17 protein-coding genes and 1 pseudogene are annotated in these 20,350 nt (G+C 70.4%); 15 read left to right on the forward strand and 3 right to left on the reverse strand.

What is annotated here, in order from left to right:
- Positions 1–200: 200 nt before the first annotated feature.
- From OG194_RS43430 to OG194_RS43490, 13 genes and pseudogenes are all read left to right on the forward strand, one after another.
- Positions 201–854: a nuclear transport factor 2 family protein gene (locus OG194_RS43430; RefSeq protein WP_327406224.1), complete on the forward strand. Its 654-nt coding sequence runs from the start codon at positions 201–203 to the stop codon at positions 852–854.
- A 326-nt stretch (positions 855–1,180) separates the two neighbouring features.
- Positions 1,181–1,517: pseudogene (locus OG194_RS43435) on the forward strand (LLM class flavin-dependent oxidoreductase); the annotation flags it as partial.
- Positions 1,518–1,590: 73 nt separating this feature from the next.
- A complete protein-coding gene (locus OG194_RS43440) occupies positions 1,591–1,815 on the forward strand; it encodes an aldo/keto reductase (protein ID WP_327407392.1) in 225 nt (74 codons plus the stop codon).
- 777 nt (positions 1,816–2,592) lie between these two features.
- Complete coding sequence (locus OG194_RS43445) at positions 2,593–3,174, forward strand: DUF6368 family protein (protein ID WP_327406225.1); 582 nt, start codon at positions 2,593–2,595, stop codon at positions 3,172–3,174.
- Between the two features lie 256 nt (positions 3,175–3,430).
- Positions 3,431–5,455, forward strand: a complete 2,025-nt coding sequence (locus OG194_RS43450) for an APC family permease (RefSeq protein WP_327406226.1) — start codon at positions 3,431–3,433, stop codon at positions 5,453–5,455.
- Between the two features lie 433 nt (positions 5,456–5,888).
- Positions 5,889–6,998 carry a 3-oxoacyl-ACP synthase III family protein gene (locus OG194_RS43455; RefSeq protein ID WP_327406227.1) on the forward strand — a complete coding sequence of 370 codons (1,110 nt, stop codon included), beginning with the start codon at positions 5,889–5,891 and terminating at the stop codon, positions 6,996–6,998.
- Positions 6,999–7,232: 234 nt separating this feature from the next.
- Entirely contained in the window at positions 7,233–8,144 is a 912-nt protein-coding gene (locus OG194_RS43460; protein ID WP_442811757.1) for an SDR family NAD(P)-dependent oxidoreductase, read from the forward strand.
- 51 nt (positions 8,145–8,195) lie between these two features.
- The gene (locus OG194_RS43465) at positions 8,196–8,993 is read left to right on the forward strand and encodes an AfsA-related hotdog domain-containing protein (RefSeq protein ID WP_327406228.1); all 798 of its coding nucleotides are present in this window, start codon (positions 8,196–8,198) and stop codon (positions 8,991–8,993) included.
- Positions 8,990–10,861, forward strand: coding sequence for an acyl-CoA dehydrogenase (locus OG194_RS43470; RefSeq protein ID WP_327406229.1), 1,872 nt, complete (start codon positions 8,990–8,992; stop codon positions 10,859–10,861). The genes OG194_RS43465 and OG194_RS43470 overlap by 4 nt, the downstream gene beginning before the upstream one ends.
- Entirely contained in the window at positions 10,858–11,928 is a 1,071-nt protein-coding gene (locus OG194_RS43475; protein ID WP_327406230.1) for a beta-ketoacyl-ACP synthase III, read from the forward strand. The genes OG194_RS43470 and OG194_RS43475 overlap by 4 nt, the downstream gene beginning before the upstream one ends.
- Positions 11,901–12,143, forward strand: a complete 243-nt coding sequence (locus tag OG194_RS43480) for an acyl carrier protein (RefSeq protein WP_327406231.1) — start codon at positions 11,901–11,903, stop codon at positions 12,141–12,143. Before OG194_RS43475 ends, OG194_RS43480 begins: the two co-directional genes overlap by 28 nt.
- Positions 12,140–13,375, forward strand: a complete 1,236-nt coding sequence (locus OG194_RS43485) for a beta-ketoacyl-[acyl-carrier-protein] synthase family protein (protein ID WP_327406232.1) — start codon at positions 12,140–12,142, stop codon at positions 13,373–13,375. Before OG194_RS43480 ends, OG194_RS43485 begins: the two co-directional genes overlap by 4 nt.
- A gap of 242 nt (positions 13,376–13,617) precedes the next feature.
- Positions 13,618–14,880: a tetratricopeptide repeat protein gene (locus OG194_RS43490; RefSeq protein WP_327406233.1), complete on the forward strand. Its 1,263-nt coding sequence runs from the start codon at positions 13,618–13,620 to the stop codon at positions 14,878–14,880.
- A gap of 142 nt (positions 14,881–15,022) precedes the next feature.
- Here OG194_RS43490 and OG194_RS43495 read toward each other — a convergent pair whose 3' ends face one another.
- Together OG194_RS43495 and OG194_RS43500 are read right to left on the reverse strand one after the other, a co-directional pair.
- Positions 15,023–15,301 (reverse strand): hypothetical protein, encoded by a 279-nt coding sequence (locus OG194_RS43495; protein WP_327406234.1) that lies wholly within the window; start codon positions 15,299–15,301, stop codon positions 15,023–15,025.
- 462 nt (positions 15,302–15,763) lie between these two features.
- Positions 15,764–16,870 carry a hypothetical protein gene (locus tag OG194_RS43500; RefSeq protein ID WP_327406235.1) on the reverse strand — a complete coding sequence of 369 codons (1,107 nt, stop codon included), beginning with the start codon at positions 16,868–16,870 and terminating at the stop codon, positions 15,764–15,766.
- Positions 16,871–17,077: 207 nt separating this feature from the next.
- Between OG194_RS43500 and OG194_RS43505 the strand changes: the two genes are divergently transcribed.
- Both OG194_RS43505 and OG194_RS43510 read left to right on the forward strand, forming a co-directional pair.
- Complete coding sequence (locus tag OG194_RS43505) at positions 17,078–18,202, forward strand: NAD(P)/FAD-dependent oxidoreductase (protein ID WP_327406236.1); 1,125 nt, start codon at positions 17,078–17,080, stop codon at positions 18,200–18,202.
- Positions 18,203–18,886: 684 nt separating this feature from the next.
- Positions 18,887–19,885 carry a L,D-transpeptidase gene (locus OG194_RS43510; protein WP_327406237.1) on the forward strand — a complete coding sequence of 333 codons (999 nt, stop codon included), beginning with the start codon at positions 18,887–18,889 and terminating at the stop codon, positions 19,883–19,885.
- 40 nt (positions 19,886–19,925) lie between these two features.
- Here OG194_RS43510 and OG194_RS43515 read toward each other — a convergent pair whose 3' ends face one another.
- The gene (locus OG194_RS43515; RefSeq protein WP_327406238.1) at positions 19,926–20,213 is read right to left on the reverse strand and encodes a DUF6355 family natural product biosynthesis protein; all 288 of its coding nucleotides are present in this window, start codon (positions 20,211–20,213) and stop codon (positions 19,926–19,928) included.
- Positions 20,214–20,350: the final 137 nt, after the last annotated feature.

Raw genomic sequence — 20,350 nt, forward strand, 5'->3', positions numbered from 1 at the left:
GTCAAGCGGCCGCCTCGCGGGTGGATGCGGTCCCGCCGGGCCTCCGGGGTCGCCCAATCACGCAATTCAAACAGTCGCTTGACAGGTCTGCATCGCCGTTCATAAAGTCAAGCCAGCGTTTGATTTACTAAGAGCTCGCAGGGAGTCGAGGCCGTTGCGACGGACCTCGGACCCTGTCGGCGAACCTGGAGGAATACGTCATGAAGCTGATCAGCCGGAAGTCGATCACCGCCGCGACCGCGATAGCGATCCTGGGCGGTCTCTCCATCGCCGCCGTGCCGTCACAGGCCGCGAGTCCCGTCCATAACAAGGCGGCGGTGCAAGACAGTTCGGCGGCTCCGACCCTGACGGCACGCCAGTTGGCGAAGCTGCCGCTCACTGACCGTCACCTGACCAAGCACGAGAAGGCCAACCTCGCGGTCGTGCTGCGTGACTACTACGTGGCGGAGGGCAGCCACATCGACGTCCCGACGTTCGTCAGCAGCTTCACCAAGGACGGCGTCTTCAACGACATGGTCGCCGGCCAGGCCTACCGGGGTAAGGCGCTCGGCAGCGTGCTGCCCTACATGAAGGGCCTCTTCTCCGACGTTCACCGTGACCTCAAGCGCATCACCGTGAACGGCGACACCGTCAGCATCGAGCTGTCGATCCAGGGCACGTTCGACGGGCAGCTCCCGGCGCCCACGGGCGGCTTCGTCAAGGGCAACGGCCACAAGGTCGACGCGCCGACCGCCGACTTCTGGTACCTGAAGAACGGCAAGGTCACGACGTTCAACTGCTTCGTCGGCTACTCGAAGATGTACTCCGACATGGGCGTGAACCTCGACTGGGCGTCGGCTGTCAACAAGCACTGAGCCAACCGTTTCCCGGCGGGTGGTGCGCGGGTACCGCCGCCCGCGCATCACCCGCCGCCACGTACCTGCGCACCACGCTGTCCCGCCACTGACAGCCCGTCAATCTGCCGCCTTACTGGCCGAGTTAAGCCGTGTGGGCAACTTTGGCGGCGCGGAGAGCGCGGGCGCCGCACCAATGCGGGTGCCTGGCCGAGGAGTTCACCGAACCGCCAGAACGCGGCCGTAGCACCGGCGGCCCGCATGCCGCCCAACCCAACCCAGGCAACGCCGACTTGATCGCACGGCCAACCACACAGGAGGGCACCGGCACGACCACCCGGCTCGGAATCGGTCTCCCGCAGAATCGGCAGTACAACCTCGGCAGGGACGTGCCCGATGTGGTTGGGCACCGCCGTGCTGGTCGCCCCGCTGCACATCCCCTTCCAACTCGCCAAAGCGCTGGCCACGTTGGACGCGGCGAGCGGGGGCCGGGTGGTCGCGGGACTGGGCAGCGGCTGGTCCCTCGACGAGTACGCGGCCGCCGGGGTGCGCCCGTTCGAGGAGCGCGGCAAGGCCATGGACGAGGTGTTCGCCGTATGCCGGGTAGTGTGGGGACCGGGCCCGGTGGTCTACGCGGGCGGCCGGGTCACGAGGATCGCCTCGGCCGAGGTCGGACCGAAACCGCACACTGCGCGCGGAACTCAACCGCACGGCCGACCAGCAGAACCGCCCGATCTTCCTCGACAGCGACCGGGCCATCGTCGAGACCGTCCAGCGCATCGCCTCGGCCCGCGGCGTCTCGATGGCACAGATCGCCATGGCCTGGGTCCTGAAGAACCCGGTGATCTCCGCCCCGATCGTGGGCGCGACCAAGCCACACCACCTCACCGACGCCACCGCGGCGCTCGACATCGAACTCACGGCCGAGGAGATCGACTCCCTTGAGGAGCCGTACGTCACGCGCCGGCCCACGTTCTTCTGACGGAAGTTCCACGGTGGACGCGGGAGTTGCTTCGCTGGTGTGAGCGCGACGAGAGCGAGAGCGAGGGCGAGATCCAGCGCCATCGTTGCGTCTCGCTGCACCTACGACGCGTAGCCCGCCTGAGTCCGCGAGGCCGCCGCCCAGTAGTCGCCGGTCGCTGAAGTTCGGAGGCGAGCGCCTCGTCCGGGTCGACGGGGAGTTCGCCCTCATCCTGCTCAGCCAGGTACTCAAGGCGCTGGTCGATCGACTCGACTGCCCGGCCGCTGGTCCAGACGGCGAGTTCCTGGAAGCCGAACAGATAGGCCGCCGGACTGCCGCGAAGGCGGTCGAGTCGCCTAGGACGCCCTCCCACACGGAATTCAGCAGAGGCCGCAGGCTCACGGTGAACGGCGCCTGCTCGCCCTCGGGCAGTGCCTGGTGTCGGAGCATCAGGCGTTCCGCGACGCCGGCGGCGAACACCCCACGTTCGCCGGACGACACCGTCTTCAGCCGCTCCTCCACCAGTCCACCAGCACGGAAAGCTCCCGCCACGCATCCATTCGAAACCACCCCGGAGTTGCGATACCGGTGGGCTCACGCCAGTCAGGGCGATCATCGCAGTCACCAGTGACAGTTCCCCGGATGAGCTCCAGCAGCCGTTGTATTCGGCGAGGGTTGTCTCAGCCCTGGAATCGATCCTGGGCGATTCCGCGTCCCCGAAATGATCGGGTGTCTGCCACCACGACCTGGTAGAACCAGGGCTTGGTGGCGCCTGAGCCACGAGTCTCTGGGGGTGGCATGTCGGGACCGGTAGTTGGGCTGTGGCTCTTCGAACCGTGCGATGTCGCGGACCTCCTGGCCGGTGTGGTCCCGTGGTTGGAGACCTTCTGTGAACCGGTGGAGACCAGGGCCGACGGCCACGTGGACTTCTGGGTACGAGATGGTTCCGCCCTGGGTCTGCGGGACTTCGATCCGACCGGAGTGGGCGTGCTCTTCCTGTCGGAGGACGACGGGGTGCCCGCGGAGGACGAGGACTATTCAGCCTTCTGTCGTCCACCGGTACACGGGTTGGTGGTCGGCGCCGCCTGCTCGGGTGCGACGAACCACGTACTGCTCGGCCACCTGACGCTGGCTCTCGCCCGCAGACTCGGCGCGCTGATCGACTTCGACGGCCTCCTGAACGGCCACCCCATCGGAGGAGACGGCACGGGGAACGAAGCAGTCCTGGCCCGGGCGAGAGCGCTGGCATCAGCGCTCCCGGGAAGAGTCACGGAGGTTTCCTACGACACCTGCGGCGGTGGGCGGTGGCTTCGACACGTCGGAGACGCGGAGTTCCTGGAAGCCTGGTTGCGCCATCCCGACTTCCACTTGATCAAATAGCGCCTCGGCTTGAACAAATAGTGACTCGGCGTCGATCCGACAAGCTTGGCAAGTCAGTGCCAAGAAGCCTGTCCGGCACACTCCGGTCGCGACCGCCAGGGCACGGGACGCCGTGATCACGTACCCACCGTGCGCGGCCCCGTCCGCCTCCGTCCCGCCTGTCCCAAGGATCACCGTCCCCCCGGCCGGGTGCAGTTCAGGGACCTCACGGGTGATCCTCGACAGATGCCGTCGCGAGTCCGGGTGTGATGGCCCCATGACCGACCCCGCCGTACCCGCCCCGGACGCGTCCGACCACTCCCAGTCGCCCCAGCCGCCCCCCGAGTACCTCCCCGAGCCGCTCTCCTACCGTCTCAAGCGCCGGCTGCTCGGGCCGCCGTTGGTCACCGGGCGCATTCAGCGGGAGAAGCTGGACAACCGGACGGCGCTCGGGGTGCTCGCCTCGGACTGCATCAGTTCGTCGGCGTACGGCAGTGAGGAGATGCTGCGGGTCCTGGTGCCCGTGGTCGGGGTCGCAGCCTTCACGCTGCTGATGCCGGTGACGGGCGCGATCCTGCTGATCCTGGTGCTGCTGACGCTCTGCTACAGCGACGTCGTCACGATCTACACCCGGGCCGGCGGCTCCTACGTCGTCGCCCGGGAGAACTTCGGCCCCGACGTCGCCCAGGTCGCCGCCGTAGCACTGCTCGTCGACTACGTCGTGACGGTCGCCGTCCAGGTCTCGGCGGGCACGAACGCGCTCATCTCGCTCGCCCACCTCGTCGGTAACGGCTGGACCGGCCTCGACCACCTCCAACTCCCCGTCAGCGTAGGGGTGGTGCTGATCCTGGTGTACGGCAACCTGCGCGGCCTGCGCGAGGCGGGGCGGGTGTTCGCGGTGCCCGCGTACCTGTTCATGGCCGCGGTCGGACTGATGCTCGCCGTGGGCCTGACCCGCTGGGGGTTCGGGGATCTGCCGCACGCCGACGTCCACGCGCAAGGTGTCGTGCCGCTCGGCACGCTGGGGGACGGGTGGCTGTACGGGGCGTCGCTGTTCATGGTGCTGCGCGCCTTCGCGAACGGCGGCTCCTCGCTCACCGGCCTGGAGGCGATCTCCAACGGCATCTCCGTCTTCCGCGAACCGCAGGGCCGCAACGCCCGCCGCGCGCTCGTCACCATGAGCTGTGTCCTGGGCGTCCTCGTGCTCGGTGTGTCCGGTCTCGCCCACCTCACCCACGCCGTCCCGTACACCGACGGCACGCCGACCGTGATCGCGCAGGAGGCCCGACTCGTCTTCGGCAGCGGGGTGTTCGGCACCGCGGGGCTGGTGTTCGTGCAGCTCGCCACCGCGCTGATCCTCTACACCGGCGCGAACACGCCCTTCACGGGCTTCCCCTACCTGGCCAGCTTCGTCGCCGAAGACCGTTTCCTGCCACGGCAGTTGACCCGGCGCGGGCACCGACTCTCCTTCTCCAACGGCATCATCACCCTCGCCGTGGTCGCCCTCGCGCTGCTCCTGGTCACCGACGCCAACGTGGACCGGCTCGTCGCGCTGTACGCCATCGGCGTGTTCACCGCGTTCACCATGGCGGGCGCGGGACTGACCGTCCACCACGCACGCCGTCGTGAACCCGGCCGACGCTGGAAGATCGCGGTGAACGCGACGGCGGCGGTCGTCTCGGCGCTCGTGGTGCTGATCTTCGCCGTCACCAAGTTCACCGAGGGCGCGTGGCTGGTCGTGGTCGTCTTCCCGCTCGGGGTGTGGGCCCTGATCCGCATCAACCGTGAATACCGCGCGGAGGCCGCCGAGGTGGAGTCACTCCCGCCCGCCGGCCAGAGCGACCGGCCACGCCGACGCCGCCATGTCGTGTGCGTCCTCGTCGACGCCGTCGACCCGGCCGTCTTCCACGCGCTGCGCTACGCCCACGAGTTGAGGCCGGACGAGGTGCGGGCCGTACACGTCGCGGTCGACGCGGTACGGGCCCGGCATCTGGTGGCGCGCTGGGAGGCCGTAGGAACCACCGATGTTCCGCTGGAACTCGTCGACTGCCCCGACCGCCGACTCGAACGGGCCCTGACCGAACTCGCCGCCCGCGAGACCGCCGACGGCCACACCGCGCTCACCCTGCTCATCGCCCGCCGCACCTACACCACCGTGCTCGGCCGCCTCCTGCACGGCGGCACCGCCGAACGCATCGCCCGCGCCCTGGAGGAACTGCCGTCCGTGGTGGTGACGATCCTGCCCTACAGCGTGGTGGTCGGCGGCGCCGGTCCGGAACGCCGGCCGGATCCTCACGGGTGATCGAAGCCTCGGCGGAGCGGCCCATGGGGGTGGTGAGTCCCCGGGCATGAACTGTTGGGCGTGGTCCGGCTGTTGTCGTACGGGCTGGGTGGCTCAGGAATTTCTGCGTTCCGGGGCTCGTGAAGAAATTCGCTGGCCGGCGGCGAGTTCGGCACCGCAATTGACCCTAGAGGTTTGCGAAGTTCGCGCAAGCCGGATTCAACACGCTCAACATTCCCGTGTGTTGCACGGCATCCCGTGGTGAATCGGCGTGGATCAGCGTGAATTGGGGTGTTCGGAATCGCGGGGGGTGTAAACCGAATTCCGCGAGTGCTTCGACCCCTTCCTTCGCGCCCTGCTGGACATCGTGCCCGGCGGGCAATCTGGCGGAAGCCGACCGTGCGTACGGATTCCGGCGAACTCGCGAACCGCGCAAGCCATTTGGAGGTACACGGTGTCCCCAGCGCCGAGCATCGGCGTCCTCGCCACCGGCACGTGCTTACCCGAGGGCATCCTGACCAACGACGAGGTCGCCGAGGCGGCCGGCGTCGACCCCGACTGGATCGTCCAGCGGACCGGCGTACTGCGTCGGCACATCGCGGGGCCCGATCAGGCCGCCTCCGATCTCGCCGCCGAGGCCGTGCGGAAGGCGCTCACCGCGGCCGGTCTCCCGGCGTCCGCGCTCGGTCTGCTCGTCCTCGCCACCTCCACCCCCGACGAGTTGGGACCGTCGACCGCGTGCCGGGTCCAGGCACTGGTGGGCGCTGACCGGGCGGTCGCCTTCGACGTGGCGGCGGCCTGCTCCGGCTGGCTGTTCGCCGCCCGGGTCGCCCACGACTGGCTCCGTTCCGGCACCGGCGAACGGTATGCCGCCGTGGTCGGCGTCGAGGTCTACTCCCGTTTCGTCGACCCGTCCGACCGGGCCACGGCGGTGCTGTTCGCCGACGGAGCGGCGGCGACGATCCTCGGGCCGGTTCCGGGAGGGACCGGGTTCGCCTCGATCCGGCTGGGGTCGGACGGTACCGCGGCGGGCGACGTCCTCATCCCGGCCGGCGGCAGCCGACTGCCCGCCTCCCCGAAGACCCTCGCCGACCGGCGCCACAAGGTCCACATGGACGGGAAGGCCGTACGGGACTTCATTCTGCGGATCTTCCCGGAGGTCCTCGGTGACGCCCTGCACCGCAACGGCCTGCGTCTGTCGGACGTCGACCTGCTGATCTCCCACCAGCCCAACCCCCTCCTTCTACGGCGTGCCGCGGCCGACGCCGGAGTCCCCGAGGACCGGGTGGTGATCATCGGCCACGAGGTCGGCAACATCGGCGCGGCCTCCATCCCGTACGCCCTGGCGAGCGCGGACCACGACGGGCGGCTGCGCACCGGCAGCCGGGTGCTCGTCACGGCGTTCGGCGCCGGTCTGACCTGGGGGAGTACGGTCCTGACCTGGACCAGGGCACGGCAGCACGGCGCCGTCCCGGCACCCCGAACTGAGGCCCCTCGCAAGGAAGTTGCCGGTACGGGAGCGCCTCGCACAGGAGCGCCTCGGGCCGAAGCCCCCGAACCGTAGCGCCTCGCAGGAAAGACCCTCGCACCGATGCCCCTCGCACGGGAGCGCCTCGCGCCGAAGTTCCCCGTACGGAATGCCCTCGCACCGACACCGCTTGCACCGATGCCTCTCGTACCGAAGCGCCCTCGTAGTGAAGCCCCCGTACCACAGCGCCTCGTACCGAAGCACCCTCGCCGAAACACCCCGCACCGAAGCCTCTCGCACCGCGAACCCCCGCACCGAAGGAGCCCAGTTGTGACCGAGCCCCTCTCGTCCACCGCCACCGACTCCACCGACTCGGCCAACTCCGCCCACCCCGCCACTCTCGGCCCCCTCGCCCCCCTCTTCCGCCTAGACGGCGCCCGCGTCCTCGTGACCGGCGCCTCCCGCGGTATCGGCCGTGCCATCGCGGTCGCCTGCGCGGAGGCCGGTGCGGATGTCGCGCTCGCGGCCCGTAGCGACGACGCGCTGCACGACGCCGAGCAGGAGGTGCGCAAGCTCGGGCGGCAGACCGTGATCACGTGCGGTGACCTCGCCGACTCCGGTACGGCCGCGCGCCTGGTCGACGAGACGGTCGCCGGGCTGGGCGGCCTCGACATCCTCATCCACAACGCGAGCGTCTTCCCGGCCGACGACACCGGCACCTCGTACCTGGTCCCCTTCGCCGAGAGCAGCTCCGCCGAGTGGGACCCGCTACTGGCCGTCAACATCGGTGCCACCGTCGATCTGTGCCGCGCCGCTCACCCCCACCTGGCCGCCTCCCCGAAGGCGGCCGTCGTCCTGGTGTCGTCCGTGGCCGGACTCATCGCGACGCCCGCGATGGAGGCGTACGCCGTCACCAAGGCCGCCCAACTCTCCCTGATGCGCTCGCTGTCCGTCGGCTGGGCCCGGCAGGGCATCCGGGTCAACGCCCTGTGCCCCGGCTGGGTGCGCACGGACATGACCGAGCCGATGCAGCGGCACGCGCCGCTCTCGGACTGGCTCATGAGCCATGTACCGCAAGGCCGTTGGCTGACGCCCACGGAGGTCGCCGCCGCCGCGCTCTTCCTGGCCGCGCCCGCGGCCTCGTCCGTCACCGGACACGCCCTGGTCTGCGACGGCGGGGTCTCGGTCCCGGACGGCGGCCTCGCCGGCATCCCCAAGCCCGCCTCACCCTTCGCCGCCTGACCCCGTAAGCGCCCGTCCCGAGACCCTCAACTGCGAGAGCAGGAACCACAGATGACGGACGATCAGACGCAGTCGTCGGACCTGAACGACGACGAGTCCCTCCATCAGGACGACGAGCCCCTCCACCAGTGGGTGGTGGGGGAGTCCTTCCAACACGCCAGTGTCCAGCCGGACTTCACCACGGCGGCCCAACTCCGCGACCGACTGCGCCGCCGGCCCCCCGACCAGGACAACCCGCTGCGCATCCGCCCCGGACTCGGGGTCGACGACACCGAGTGGAGCGACCTCACCTCCGAACTCCTCAAGGCGTACGGCGCTTCCGTGCTCCCCGAGGGCCGGCCGCCGAACGCCGTGCCCCGGCACAGCGTCCTCAAGCACAGCCGCGACAACGTCCTCATCGGCGACGCACACGTCGAAGGCGACGCGTTCCAGGCGCAGTTGGCCGTCGTCAACGACACCGAGATGCTCCGGGACCACACCGCCGACCAGCAGCACGTACCCGGCATGCTCCTCATCGAGGCGTCGATCCAACTCGTCACCTGGGCGGTGTCGGAGATCTGGCTCCCACCCGCCGGCCATCCCCCCTACTACGCCGTGATGCACGCCAGCGCCTTCGAGTTCAGCCGGTTCGTGTTCCCGCTGCCCACCCTCCTGACGGGCACGTTCACCCGCACCGGCCCGGCCGAGGACGACAAGATCCCGCTGAGCGCGGAAGTACGGGTCCGACAGGCCGGGCAGGAGTGCAGCCGGGTCCGCATCGACCTGCACGCCTTCCGCCCCGCCCTCGTCTTCGCCATCGAGGACGGCCAGGCCCGGCGCACCCTGCTGCGCGCCGCCCCCGCCGCATGACCGCCGACCACGCGGCCACCGAGACCGCGCACCCGCTCCGGCGACTCCTCCACGGCGACAATCACGCCGACGTCGACGCCCTGGACGGCCTGCTCGACACCCCGCCGTTCAAACGGTCCGCACCGCCCTGCGGCCCCGAACGCCACACCCGGACCTACGACCGGCTGCGCGCCCTGGGGGAGTGGGTGGGCGGAGCGAACGCGCTCCAGCACGACCCGGCCCGACTCCTCGCCGCACTGGAATGGTCCGCCACCGTCGACCCACCCCTCTTCCTCGCAGGCACCGTGCAGTACGCGGTGTGCGTCGCCGCCATGACCGAACTCGGCGGGCCCGGCCCCTACTTGGACCCGCTGATGGACGAGGTCGACCGGCACGAGACCTTCGGCTCCATCATGATCACCGAGGTCGGCCGAGGCAACAGCCACCTCGCCACCCGCACCGAGGCCCGATTCGACCCCGCCACAAGGGAGTTCACCTTACGGACCCCCGACCCCACCGCGGCCAAGTTCATGTCCCACGTCGCCGGCACGGGCCGCTCCCACATGGCCATCGTCTACGCCCGCCTCCTCCTCGCCGGCCAGGAGTGTGGGGTGTTCCCCTTCGCGGTCCGCGTCCGCGACGCCGACCGGATCACGGACGGCATCCACATCACCGAACTCCCCGAGACCACCTCGGTCCCGCTGAACTACGCCCTCGTCACCTTCGACAACACCCGTGTCCCCTACGACGGTTGGCTCCGCGACGACGCCTCCATCGCGCCCGACGGCGAGTTTTCCGACCCCCTCGGCGACCCGGACCGACGCCTGGTGCGCTCCCTCTCGGTCTCCTCCAACGCCTCCACCGGCGCCGCGGCAGCCCTCACCGCGGCAGCCCGGGCCACCGTCACCATCGGCATCCGCCACAGCCGACACCGCCTGACCATGGGCCGGTTGCGCACCGACCTCCCCGTCCTGGACTACCGCACCCAGCAAGACGCCCTCTACGGCGTCCTCGGCGAGGTGTACGCGTGCAGCTTCCTCGTCGCCCGGATCAAGGCACAGTACGTACGACAGCGCAGCGCCCCCGCAGACCTCTTCCAGACGCACCGCCCGGTGTGGGCGCCCTGGGCCTCGGTCAGCCGCGAACAGGCCCTGACCAAGGTGGCAGCGACCCGCATCCTGCTGAACGCGGCCGGAGTATGCCGGGAACGAGCAGGCGCCCAGGGCCTGTTGACCGTCAACCGGCTCCTTGAGTACGAGGGCCTGGCCCAGGTGTACCAAGCCGCCGCGGGCGACAACCTCCTCATCCGCCTGGACGCGGGGAAGCAACTCGTCGAGGACCTCACCCACACGGTCCCGGTCCCGGCTGCCGTGGGCGAACTGGTGTCCCCGGGTGGGGCGTTGGCGCTGGCACTCCTCCGTGAACGCGGCCTCCTCACCGAACTGCGCGGCCGTGTCGAAGACGTCCCCGTGGACGAGAAGACCGCCTTCGAGACCTGGAACCCCCTGCTCCCTGCCCTCGTCACACTCGCCGACGCACACCAACAGCGCCTGCTGCTTGAGGCGTTCGCGGAGGCGGTCGCCGAGGCCGAGTCCACCCACACCGGCACCGACCAGGCACCCCACCTCCCGGCGCTGCACGCCCTCCACACCCTGTACGCCATGAAGTCACTGGAACAGACGCTGAGTTGGCACCTGGAGAGCGGATCGCTCACCTCGTCCGACGCCCTCCGCGTGCACCGGGGACGCGAGCGTGCCCTGGACGCCGTCCACCCTCATCTCGCCGTTCTCCTCGACGGATGCGCGCCGCCGGACGCGCGGTTGAGGGCTCCGATGGCCGAACGGGACGTAGTGGCGGCCCTGTTCGCGAGCGGCGGGCCGACGACATGACCGTAACCGCCGTGATCACCGGGCTGGGGGCGGCCCTGCCATCGGATCGGATCACCAACGAACAACTCGTGCGCGAGGGCCTGGACACCTCGGACGCATGGATCCGCGGCCGTACCGGAATCGAGAGCCGCCATCGCGTCCGCCCAGGCACGTCGACCGGCGATCTGGCGGTGGCCGCCGCGCGCGGCGCACTGGAGTCGGCCGACGCGCGCGACGCCGGTCTGCTGATCCTGGCGACGACCACACCCGACCGCCGATGCCCGGCCACGGCACCGGAGTTGGCCGCCCGACTCGGCATGACCGGCATTCCGGCGTTCGACCTCGCGGCCGTCTGCTCGGGCTTCGTCTACGCGGCCGCCGTCGCCTCGGCGATGCTCGTGGCGGGTACGTACGACAGCGTGCTGCTCGTCGCGGCCGAGACGTACTCGACGATCGTGGACCCGCGCGACCGGGAGACCGCCGTCATCTTCGGCGACGGCGCGGGCGCCGCGTACCTCACGCGAGGACAACGGCGTGACCCCGGAGCCCTGGTCCACTTCGACCTGGGCAGCGACGGCACGGGCAGCGACCTCATCACGATCCCCGCGGGCGGCTCCAGTACGCCGTACACCGACGAACTGCCGCGCCAGGAGCGCTACTTCCGTATGCGCGGCCGGGAGGTGTACGCCCGGGCCGTACGGCAGATGGCGGCCTCCTCGCGCACGGTCCTCGACCGGGCCGGCTGGTCCACCGACTCCGTCGCCGCCTTCGTCGCGCACCAGGCCAACCAGCGCATCCTCGACTCCGTCGCCGACCGGCTGGGCATCCCGCCGGACCGCCGTCACGGCAACCTGCGCGAGGTCGGCAACACGGCGGCGGCCTCCCTTCCCCTCGCCCTGGCCGACACCGCCGCCCGAGGCACCGTACGGCCGGGCGCCCGCACCCTGCTCACCGCCTTCGGCGGCGGACTGACCTGGGGCTCCATCGCCATGACGTGGCCCGAGGCGAAACCCGTACGGCACACACCCCAACCCCGCCCCACACACAAGGAGTTCGACTCATGTCTGCCGTCTACGACCACCTCGTGACCACCCTGAGCGGCAAGTTCGAGGTACCCGCCGACACCGTCCGACCGGACATCTCCTACGACGACCTCGGCCTCGACTCCCTCGCCGTGATGGAACTGTTCCTGACCCTCCAGGAGGAGTGGGTGATACCGCTGGAGGACTCCGACGCCGTGGGCACCCTCACCGTGCAGGAGACCGTCGACCTCGTCGAAAAGCTGAAGGCGGAGGCGTCGTGACAACTACCGGCGGCCGGCCGGAAGTTGTGGTGACCGGGATCGGCCTGGTTACCCCGGCGGGCATCGGGCGTGAACGGACCTGGGAGCGCGTCTGCTCGGGCCGCCCCACGGCCACGGACGACCCGGAACTGGAAGGCATGCCGGTTGGTTTCTCCTGCCGGGTTCCCGACTTCGATCCGGCCACCCTGGTGCCGGGAGTGCCGCACTGGCGCGTCGACCGCTACACGCTCCTCGCCCTCGCGGCGGCGCGGGAGGCGGTCGTCGACGCCGGGCTGGCGCCGGAGACCTGGGACGGCGACCGGGTCGCCGTGGTCATGGGCTCGGCCGCCGGCGGTGTCGCCACCCTCGAAACCCAGCAGGACCGGCTACGAGAACGAGGCCCGGGCCTGGTCTCGCCGCTCACGCTGCCCATGTTCCTGCCCAACATGGCGGCCGGCCACATAGCCGTCGACCTGCACACCCGCGGGCCGAACATGCACACGAGCACGGCCTGCGCCTCGGGCGCCACGGCGATCGGCATCGCCATGGACCTGCTCCGCTCGGACGCCTGCGACATCGCGCTGGCGGGCGGCGCCGACGCCATGGTGACCCGGCTCTGTTCGGCGGCCTTCGCCCGGATGGGAGCCCTCTCCCGACGCGCCGAGGACCCGGCGACGGCCTCCCGCCCCTTCGACACGGACCGCGACGGATTCGTCCTGGCCGAAGGCGCGGGCGTCCTCGTCCTCGAACGCGCCCCCGACGCCACCGCCCGCCGCGTCCGCCGCTACGCAACGCTCGCGGGCCACGGCGCGTCCGCCGACGCCCACCACCAGACGGCGCCCCACCCACAAGGAGCGGGAGCCGAACTCGCCCTGCGCCGAGCGCTGTTGGACTCCGACGCCTCACCCGCAGACGTCGACCATGTCAACGCCCATGGGACCAGCACCCAGTTGAACGACCGGGTCGAAGGGGCGCTGATCGAACGGCTGTTGAGCGGCCGCCCGTCCGTGACCGGCACGAAGGGCGTCACCGGCCACGCGATGGGCGCCGCCGGGGCGATAGAGGCCGCGCTCACCGCCCTGACGGTCTTCCACGCGACCACCCCGCCCACGGCCAACCTCCAAAACCCGCTCGGTGAGGCCGAGTTGGACCTGGTGAGCGGCACGGCCAGAACCGGCAAGGTCTCCCTGGCGCTCAGCAACTCGTTCGGCTTCGGCGGGCAGAACGCGGTGCTGGCCTTCCGGCCCGCTTGAGTGGTGGGCGGAGTGGTGGGCGGGTTCGGCGTAGTGCAGGTCGAACGGATCAATCACGGTGATCGCGCCCCTCAATGAGCTGGTCGATGATCTGGAAACGGTTGGCCGGGAATTGAGCGAAGGATAATGATCAATATCTTGTGGCCGGACCGAGGCGCGACGTGGAGCCGCTGAACGGGCTGTCCCGTTCTCCGGCCGATGCGTCCGTACGACCCCGACCCGGCTCGCGACAGGAGACGCGGATGGCGCGAACGCGCATTCCCAATACCCGGCTGCGCGCGCTGATCGAGGAGACGGACTGGACCCAGGGCGGTCTCGCACGTGCGGTGAACGCGGTGGCGGCCGAGGCGGGGCTGGTCCTGCGGTACGACCGCACCACGGTGTCCCACTGGCTGACGGGCAGCCGTCCCATGCCACGCGTGCAGCCGTTCGCCTGCGAGGCGCTCGGCCGGCGCTGCGGTCGTGTCATCACGGCGGAGGAGGCGGGCTTCGCGGGCCAAGTCGCCGTTGGCCCCGTGCAGTTGGCGCCTGCGGACGCCAACGGTCTCGTCGGCCTGCTCCACGCACTGTCCGGCCCGATTCCTTACCGGCCCGCACGGACCCGTCCGGTGAGCCGGGCCTCGGGTACGGGTAGAGGTACGGCCGCAGTGGTCGGGGTGGTGCGGGCGCCGTGCGCGAGGAACTCGGCATCCTTGTTCTTCACCCGGACCCTCCAAGCACAGGGGGGCGGATTCGCGCGCGGCACCCTGCGCACGTACCTGACCGAGGCGGTGGCCGGTCAACTGCGAAGCGTGCGAGGCGAGTTGCGGCGGGAGCGATACGCCGAGGCATCACAACTCACCCTCGTCCTGGGCCGGATGTACGCGGACGACCTGCGCAACGGCGAGGCTCAGCACTGCTACCTGGCGGCACGGGACTTGGCGATCACGGCCGGGAACCGGGAGTTGACCGTGATCGCCCTGCGGACCCTGAGCGTGCAGGCGTACGGCCTGGGCCATCCGCGGATCGCCGACGAGGTCGCCCGCGCCGCCGTCAGAATCGCGCACGCCGCCCCTCGTGCCGTACGGGCCTTCGCCCAGGCCCAGTTGGCGGTGACGGCGGCAAGCTGCGGCGAGCGCACGGACGCGTTGCGCGCACTCTCCGAGGCCGAGAGCGGCGTAGGTCCGGAGGAGGCGGGGCGGCACCCGTTCGAGTCCTACGCGCGCGCCGACCTCGAATTCCAGCGGGGCGAGGCCCTGTTGGCGTTACGCGAGCCGGCGGAGGCAGTGCCCGCCTTCGAGTACGCGCTGGCGGCCCGCGCTTTGGATGATCGCCGGGGTGCGGCGCTGACGCGACTACGCCTGGCAGACGTACTCCTGCGGCTAGGACGCGTGGACGAAACGCGTGCTCTGGAGCGGGAGTTGAGAGAGGAAGCCGACGGTCTGCGGTCGGCGGCGGTCACGCGGCGGAAGCAGGAATTGCGGCGGTCGTTGCTGCGGTTGAGTGGGGGCAGGAGGGCTGGATAGCGGGCGTTGGTTGGAGGAGGCAGCTTACCGGGGCGGGAGCTTGGCCATTTCGGTGAAGTACGCGCGGAGCAACGGCTCATCGCCGCGCGGGACGCGGACCGCCTGCGTGTTGCCGTATCTGGCGCACTGCGCTTGCCGGGCTTCATAGCGCGACGGCGACCGCCCCCACGGCCACCGCTGTCGTCGCCACGACAAGTGCCAGGATGCTGAAGGCGATCTCGGACGCGCGGGAACGGTCTTCGGGCGCGAGGTCCAAGGTGAAGACGGCCGGGTTCTCGGACGTGCAGTGGATCGTGACGTCGCGGCCGTACGAGTTCGTCGGGTCGGGCAGTCCGTCGGGGCAGGCGACGGAGACGGTCCAGGGCGCGCCGAAGCCGAGCAGGGCCCAGGGCCAACCCCAGACGTTCGCGGCGAGGGCCACGAGACCGACGTAGAGGAGGAAGACCGCGAAGTCGGGCCAGGCGCGGCCGTGTTGGTTGGCCCGGAGATCGGTGGTGAAGCGGTAGGTGTGCGGGCTGCCGCGCCGGTAGCGGATGCCGATCTCGCGGCCCGTCCAGGCGGCGGTGATCCGGTCGCCGTGTTCGGCGTCGTTCGTGACGGTGAACTCCCGTCCGGTGGACGGGTCCTGGAAGGAGAACGACCACCGGTATCCCGTCCTTCTGGGAGCTTCCGTGCCGGGGTCCCCGTACCCGGTCGATCCGGCCCATGACCCGGACCGTGCGCTGGGCCCGGGTCAACCCGGCCAGCGACAGACCGTATCCGAGCAGCGCCCACGTGCCGAACACCGCGCACCACAGCACCAGATATCCGTGCCGGCCCATCTCGCTCGCCTTTCTCCCGTTCCTGGCTGTCCATCGCGCCGCCGAGTCGAGCCTCGGCGCTGTCAGCCGGCCAGGGTGCGCCGCACCACCTCGCCCTTGCCGTTCGCCTCAAGCGAGGCCGTGCCGTCGGAGCCGGTCACGCCGACCCGGACGGTGAGGGAACCGGTGAGGCGGTCGGTGGTGATCTGCCAGGTCTGCGGGGGACGGATGCCGAGGGTGGACCTGGCCTCCTCGACCAGGTCGGGGAAGCGTTCGTAGGGGACGGAACCCGGGTCGAAGTGCGGGGCCTGCGAGCCGGTGGGGGTGAACACGACCGACAGCAGGCGTTCTTGTACGACGACGGTGAGCGCCTGGCCGGTGTTCTTGCCCTTGCCCTTGGTCAACGAGTCGACGGCGCGGCGCAGTTCACCCTTGTCGAGGAACGACTGGCCGGGGCCGAGGGCGACCGTGCCGGACGCCGACGTCACGACCGTGGTCGACGACGTGGCGGAGACGGAGGGCTCGGGGGAGGAGGGCGGCTGCCCGGAGGTGTCCTTGTCGAACAGGTCGGCGCGGAACAGCAGGATCACACCGGCCGCGGCGAGCAGCAGCGCGAGCAGCGTGACGAAGCCGACGGCACAGCCCGCGGAGGGCTCGCTCACCACGGCCGGGCCCGGTGCCGAGTCCAGGTGGGCGCCGGCCACCCGCTCCTCCCACTCCGGTGTCGGCCGCTTCACGATCCGGACCTTCCACAGCCGGTCCGGCGGGTACTGGACCACCACGACGCCGCCGGGGCGGTAGTCGGGCAGGTCGGCGAGGTTGAGGTGCTGGGTGAACTGGACGCGGTACGCTGGTATGTCCTCGTCCGGGGCGACCGTGACGTCGAAGCGGACCGCCACGTCGCTCGTCGCCTCGCCCCCGACGGCCTCCAGGCTCTCGATCTGCGCGAGAGCCGTGCGCGGCGGGATCGCCGCCTCCCGGGCGCGCCTCGGCATACCGGCGAGGAGGAAGAGCAGGCCGTAGACCGCGGGCAGGCCCACGCCCGTCACGCACAGCGGCACGCTCTCGATGACGCAGCCGACCACGAAGGCGGCCAGCGACGCGCCGATCACACCGCCCGTCAGAATCCCTCGGGCGAGGGCGACGGGAGTGTTGCGCGTGGGCGGCGGCGCGCCCTGGGTGATCGTCACACGGGGGATTGTGCCGGGCCCGGGTGATCGCCAGTAGGTACGGAAGGTATCGATATCGGTACGTAGGCGGCATGGCTTGGACATCTTCCGCCGTTTCGGCCGTCGACTACGCGGCTTTCTCCGGCTCGTCCGTAGTGCTCGCCGTTCCCCATCTTGCATGCTGGGAGCGGGAGTTGAGTGCACCCGTGATCCGGGAAGGGGGCGTTCGTGAGGGGCGAGTCCGGGAAGCGGTCTCGACGTGTCGCTGTCGTCGGCGTGGGCATCCTCGGAGCCTGCGTGGGCTGGAATCTGGCCCGGCGCGGTGCCGAGGTGGTCCTCATCGACGCCGGCCGGCCGGGCGAGGGCGTCACCGACTGGTCCTTCTCATGGGTCAACGCCGGCAACAAGACCGTGACCAGGGCCTACTTCGACCTGAACGTGGCGGGCATAGCGGCGCATCATGAGCTCGCCGGGATCATCGGGCCGGACTCGTGGTGGTATCCCAGCGGCCATCTGCGCTGGACGGACGATCCCGCGGCGGAGGCGAAGTTCCTGAAGACCGCTGAGTTGCTGGGCGGTTGGGGCTACCGGGTCGAGGTGTCCACGGGGGCCGAGGTGCGCCGCCGCCTCGAACCCGCTCTCGCGCTGCCCGACGAGGTTCCCGTCGTGCTCTACCCCGACGAGGCCTGGGTGCACGGACGCCATCTCGTCGACCGCCTGGTCGGCCAAGTCGTAGCGGCGGGCGGGGAGTTACGGTCCCGCACCGAGGTCCATGACATCGGGACCGGTGCCGACGGGAGCGTCCGGACCGTCTCCCTGTCCGACGGCAGCCGTCTCGACGTGGACATCGTGGTGAACGCGGCGGGTCCAGCCGCTTCCCACGTCGCCGGACTCGTCGGACGGCGGTTGCCGATGCGCCGGGAACCCGGCGTCGTCACCCGGATCGACTGCGCTCCGGTGCCGATCCACCGGGCCATGCACGCGCCGCACATCGAGATGCGTCCTGACGGAGACGCCTCGATGGTCCTCCACAGCCGCGAGATCGACGCACTCATCGACACGGGCGAGGAACCGGCGGAACTCGCGCGGCTGCTCCACGAGTTGGCGCGGCACGTCGTTCCGGACCTCGCCGACTCCCGCATCGCACAAGCGCGGGTGGCGTTCCGGCCGATCCCGGCCGACGGATTCCCCTCGGTGGGAGCGGTGCCGTCCGTGCCGGGCTACTACGAGGCCGTCTCCCACAGCGGCATCACCCTCGGGCCGGTGATCGGCCGGTTGCTCGCGGCCGAGATCCTCGACGGGGAGAGGGACGAGTTGCTCGCGGGCTTCCTGCCGGAGCGGTTCCCTCAGTGACGGTCCGGGCAGGCGCCGCCGGTGCGGTGGTCGTCGTCGGTGTCTTCCACGGGCATCGCGGTCGCAGGCCTGCTCGGCTGGCCTCGTAGCTCGGCGCCGTAGGCATCCGTCTGTTTGTGGACCGTGTCCGGTCGGGGCTCGGCCGGCCAGACGATGAGCAGGTAGTCCCCGACGGGTTCGGAGCCGACGCCGGCGGGGGCGATGTCGCGGCCCCGCGCGTGGACCCGGACCCGATAGGTGCCGGGTCCTCGGGATGTGAGGTTGGGGAGGTCCGGCGGGTCGTCCAGGACGCATGTGACGCGTAGGGCATGACTGGACGCCGACGTTGACCTTGCCCCCGCTGATGCCGGCGCAGATCACGGGCGGGCTCCGTCATGCGGCCAGGCCAGGACCGCCGCGGCCTCCGTCGTCACCGGAACGACCCCGGCGAACTCGAACCGGTGCTCAGGTTCGGCATACCTCGGCCCTTTCGTGGTAGACGCCAGTGCGGCGGCAGAGGTCGCGATCGGGATCGGGATCGGGCGGGGTGCGGCAGCCGGAGGCGCCGGGCACTCGTCGTCACAGATCACTCGGTGCGTACCGAGTCTTGAGACACGTTTTACGCGACGCACGCAACTGAGGCCCCCTCTGTCGCTGTCTGACAGTGAGTCGGGCCCGTCAGGGTCGAGGTCGAGGAGCTAGAGAGTGGGGCAAGTCGTGGGACGGCGCAAGGGCAGCATAGGGATCGCACTCGTCACGGGTGCGGTGCTGGTGGGTGCGACTGCCTGTGGTGGGGGCGGCAGCGACAAGGCGAGCGGGGACGACGCGAAGGCGTCGGGCAAGGCGAGTGCGACCGCCTCTCCGTCGCCGACGAAGCCCTTGGGCCCGCCGATGCTGCTGGACACGATCACCCCGCAGACGGGAACCACGGTCGGCGTGGCCATGCCGATCTCGGTGATCTTCACGAACCCGGTGGCGTCCAAGGCGCGGGCCACGGTCGAGAAGCACATGAAGGTCAGCGCCTCGCAGTCGGTCGTCGGTGCCTGGCACTGGATGGGCGACAAGCGCGTCGACTGGCGCCCGAAGACGTACTGGCCCTCCGGTACGACGGTGAAGATCGACGCCGACATGAAGGGCGTCACCAACGGCAACGGCCGGTACGGCGTGCACAGTTACACGCACACCTTCAAGGTCGGCGACGACGTCCGCGCGGACGTCTCCGTCACCAACCACACCATGAAGGTGACCAAGAACGGCGCGACGGTGCGCACCCTGTCGATCAACGCGGGCAGCGCCGAGTACCCGACGTGGGACGGCACGATGGCCGTCATCGACAAGCAGAAGAAGGTCCACATGACCTCCTGCAGCGTCGGCATCAGCTGCGACAAGGGCAGCGCCAACTACTACGACCTGACGCTGCCCTGGGACATCCACCTCACCCAGTCCGGCACCTACGTGCACTACTCGACCGGCGACCCGAACCCGGGCAGCGGCAGCGCCCGCGGCTCGCACGGCTGCGTCCACCTGTCCCTGTCCGACGCCGAGTGGTTCTACGGCCAGGTCAAGCAGGGCGACCCCATCACCATCACCGGATCGCCCCGCGGCAAGGCCCCCGCCGACAACGGCTACGCCGACTTCAACCTCGGCTGGGACCAGTGGCTCGCGGGCAGCGGCTCCGGCGAGGGGACGACCGCGGCGCTGTGACGCGCCGCGGTGGGGTCACCGGGCAGCACGACGATCGGTGTCAGCAGGTGCGCCCGGCGTAGTGGGCGCCCTGGATCTTGCGGGCGGAGCCCAGCCAGGTCGTACCGTGCGCGACGCACCGCTCGTAGTCGCGCGCCCGGGCGACCTCGACCTTGATGACGACCCGCGAACCGTCGGTCGTGCAGTGGCGGTAGAAGGCGTCGGACCCGGTCTCGTAGAAACCGCAGGGACCGGCCGCCGCGGGACTCGCGGCGGCCACCCCGCCGAGCGAGCCGAGCACGAGGGCGGCGGACCCGAGGGCGCTGATCACCGTACGACGAAAACGCAAAGGAACTCCTTGGGCAGTGAAGGGAACGGTCCTGGAACCGGCTGTTCGTCCCCGTCGATCGGGTCGGCCGGCCGCTCCAGGGATGCCGTACCGAGACTGCCGCACTGACCTGCGCGGTTGGCCGGATGCCACGGCGT

This window comes from Streptomyces sp. NBC_01288 (genome assembly GCF_035982055.1).
In the GTDB taxonomy this organism is placed as follows: Bacteria; Actinomycetota; Actinomycetes; order Streptomycetales; family Streptomycetaceae; genus Streptomyces.

Bases quoted from the DNA above. Each gene is read 5' to 3' on its own strand.
- OG194_RS43430 (WP_327406224.1), top strand. From the start codon at position 201: ATGAAGCTGATCAGCCGGAAGTCGATCACCGCCGCGACCGCGATAGCG.
- OG194_RS43445 (WP_327406225.1), top strand. From the start codon at position 2,593: ATGTCGGGACCGGTAGTTGGGCTGTGGCTCTTCGAACCGTGCGATGTC.
- OG194_RS43450 (WP_327406226.1), top strand. From the start codon at position 3,431: ATGACCGACCCCGCCGTACCCGCCCCGGACGCGTCCGACCACTCCCAG.
- OG194_RS43465 (WP_327406228.1), top strand. From the start codon at position 8,196: ATGACGGACGATCAGACGCAGTCGTCGGACCTGAACGACGACGAGTCC.
- OG194_RS43470 (WP_327406229.1), top strand. From the start codon at position 8,990: ATGACCGCCGACCACGCGGCCACCGAGACCGCGCACCCGCTCCGGCGA.
- OG194_RS43475 (WP_327406230.1), top strand. From the start codon at position 10,858: ATGACCGTAACCGCCGTGATCACCGGGCTGGGGGCGGCCCTGCCATCG.
- OG194_RS43480 (WP_327406231.1), top strand. From the start codon at position 11,901: ATGTCTGCCGTCTACGACCACCTCGTGACCACCCTGAGCGGCAAGTTC.
- OG194_RS43490 (WP_327406233.1), top strand. From the start codon at position 13,618: ATGGCGCGAACGCGCATTCCCAATACCCGGCTGCGCGCGCTGATCGAG.